Genomic DNA, 2793 nt, shown 5'->3' with positions numbered 1-2793 from the left:
GACGGACATCCAACTAGAGCGTCCCCACGGCACCACGCACACACTTTCCGGTGGTGAGCCAATTCCTGAACGAGAACCACTTTTGGATGACTTGGTTGCCGCGCAACGAGGCTTCAACAACCTCCCCGTAACGACCCTCAAGAACCGGTACGGAAACCGACTTGGACCGTTGCACTATACTGACTCGACCGCACACTTCACGGTCAGTAACACCATCTTTGGGGCTCGGCCGCAACGTGGAACTCCCTCTATTCCCGAGGAGTTCCAGAGTCTCGGAGTGAAGGCTGCCCACCTCATTGAAGGATTCAAGATTGCAGCGAGTCTCCCACACCATTGGGTGGACGGTGTCGGGTGGGAAATCACACAAGCTGAACAGGTCCGCGCATCCGCAAATGATGAGAACATTCCTGAAGACCGTGCACCGGAAGTTGCAGATGCGTTTATTATTAACGTCCCGTCGGTATTCCCGGCACAGAGCTTCGGACAGGCTACCGGTGCGCCCGCAGAGGTTGTCAACGAAACAATCTCCCGAACGGAGCGCACAATCAGTGAGACGCTACTCACGAAGCGCATGGCCCAATTGGATGCGATCGAACAAACTTACGATATCCTGCAATCACAGATAGAACGCCACAGCATTGATGGCCTTGAGATGGGTGATGTTGACTCAGTCGCACGGGAGACGTTCAACATTTCACAGTCTGGACTGGCGTCGCTCCGGTCACAGGTAAAAAACCGGAAGAACAAGGCGTTTGAGACGGTACGGCGACTCTCCGATTCAGAGGACTTCAATCACGTGATGGACGAGTTCGCAGAAACAATCGACGAATTGGGTGAGCTCGCACTTCTGGGCACACGGTATCGTGATGAGGTTCTGAACGAACCTCCGGGATTCTACTGATCACTTATAGTGTAGTTGAATCTCGATATGCTGTGACAGAACTGATCAGTCACGATAACATTGAAATCATATCCAGCATGTCTGGCTCTGTTGAAATATCGCTTTTCTATGGGTTTCCGCGGATGCTGTTGAAGACTCATCTCTCCGCAAATCGCCGATAGAGAGTGGTTTTCAATAGAGCCGCGTGTCAATAACTTCTACACGGATCTGGTTCGACGAGTAATCACGTCAGCGGTGAGTAATTGCGTCTCGGATTGATTGCTTCTCCTCTCGGCAGTCCATTGAACTACCATCATGAACGTAGCACACCTTCTGCCGACGCATGTCATTGAGCTTTGAATCAATTGCTTCTGCTGACTTCTTTCCAGCATATGTTCCAGCACCGTACAGCACCCCGCTTGTGATTGGGCCCATAATTTGGACTGAGTGACACTTGCTACTAAGGGTTGTCACGATCGTCATCTGGCCAAGTTGGCATCCCACGTCATCTGACGCGTCCCGTTTCCAACACGCGCCGCAGATGCTATCATTCGAGATTTTGCAAAGCCGAACACGACAAAACTATTATAAATGAGTTTCCACTAGCGCGTTTTAGCAACCTACTCAGCTAATCGGCCAAGGTCGTAGAACATGAGCGCCGTATTCTGGTTACCACCACCGTTGGGGAATGCTCTAGTGAACCCATACTGTCGGTAGAAGCCGACCACGTCACTATGTGAGTGAAGAATAACCAGCCGAAACGGTGTATCTGATTCCATTGTATCGGCGACAATGTGCTTTACGAGATATTCACCAAGTCCCTCACCTTTGTACTCATTGTCAACAGCAAGATGTCCTAGAAGTCTGGCGGGCATATCGAATGGCCCTTGATACAGTTCACTCGCTCCACTTGCCTCCTCTTCGTTGTAGTCATTGTCCCTCATCGAGTTCGGTGATAAGCAGAAAAACGCAGCAAATTCCCCGTCGAAATACACTAATTTCGTTTTCCCCAGGCGCTCCCGTTGGTAGTTCTCTACTTCGTCTGTGTTGATGAAGTCGTTAAACCAGGATTTCCCGCAATCAAATTCTGGGAGTGATTCACCCAATTTGTACGGGCGGATGTCCACCCGTGGGTGGATCTTCTTGAAATTTGAACTCACTATGAGCCGGAAAGCAACAGACGGCTAAAAAGATAGTTAATTCTCTTCTTGGAGTGCCTCGCGGTGCCGGGCGAGGTCATCTTCCATCTCCTGTGGGGCTTCGAATTCGCTCATCTCCTCGCGGAAACGGGCGAACTCGTCTTCAGTAAGGGATGGAACGGGTTGTGGGTAAGCCATCGTGGTTCTAGAACGGTATTGGAGGTATATAATGTTTCACACTCAGTATAGTCAGTGTGTTGTCCTGAGAACTCGGAAAGCACTTCGTCTACAGGGACGCGTCTGAAACTCATGTCCCCCACTCGAAGCGGGCGTCACGAAGGACGCTTCAATCCCACAAGGGTTCGTCTGAAACCCGTCCCTGGGACAACGACGGCTGTGCTTGTTTCGCTTCAATCCCACAAGGGTTCGTCTGAAACTCTCGGCATACGCGAGCCATAGCGCCTCGGACGAGCTTCAATCCCACAAGGGTTCGTCTGAAACGAAAGTTCTGGGGCGGCCTGCACCGAGCGTCACTGAAAGGCTTCAATCCCACAAGGGTTCGTCTGAAACAACGACTGCTTACTCTCTTCCCGTGATGCGACCGGCTTCAATCCCACAAGGGTTCGTCTGAAACGTTTCGGAAAACATCACCGTCTCTGTGGATGGAAATAGCTTCAATCCCACAAGGGTTCGTCTGAAACTTCAGGTTCCGTACCCCATCGCGGCGTCCGCAATCCCGGCTTCAATCCCACAAGGGTTCGTCTGAAACGGCCG

General features: G+C 51.4%; 3 protein-coding genes and 1 CRISPR repeat array. Of the genes, 1 reads left to right on the top strand and 2 read right to left on the bottom strand.

Annotation, left to right across the window (positions count from 1 at the left end):
* Positions 1 to 901, top strand: a 901-nt coding sequence (locus C5C07_RS20330; protein WP_233510488.1) for a hypothetical protein, incomplete at its 5' end; no start/stop codon positions are given.
* Positions 902 to 1500: 599 nt separating this feature from the next.
* Here the strand turns inward: C5C07_RS20330 and C5C07_RS20325 are convergent.
* Positions 1501 to 2040, bottom strand: coding sequence for a GNAT family N-acetyltransferase (locus C5C07_RS20325; protein ID WP_158546615.1), 540 nt, complete (start codon positions 2038 to 2040; stop codon positions 1501 to 1503).
* 36 nt (positions 2041 to 2076) lie between these two features.
* Complete coding sequence (locus C5C07_RS21405; RefSeq protein WP_158546614.1) at positions 2077 to 2217, bottom strand: hypothetical protein; 141 nt, start codon at positions 2215 to 2217, stop codon at positions 2077 to 2079.
* Between the two features lie 145 nt (positions 2218 to 2362).
* Positions 2363 to 2788: direct repeats of the CRISPR family, unit length 30 nt; unit sequence GCTTCAATCCCACAAGGGTTCGTCTGAAAC.
* Positions 2789 to 2793: the final 5 nt, after the last annotated feature.

It is taken from the genome of Haloferax sp. Atlit-4N, from assembly GCF_003383025.1.
Taxonomy (GTDB): domain Archaea; phylum Halobacteriota; class Halobacteria; order Halobacteriales; family Haloferacaceae; genus Haloferax; species Haloferax gibbonsii.
Note: the sequence above shows the minus strand (reverse complement) of the source record. Positions and strands in the feature narration are given on the sequence as shown.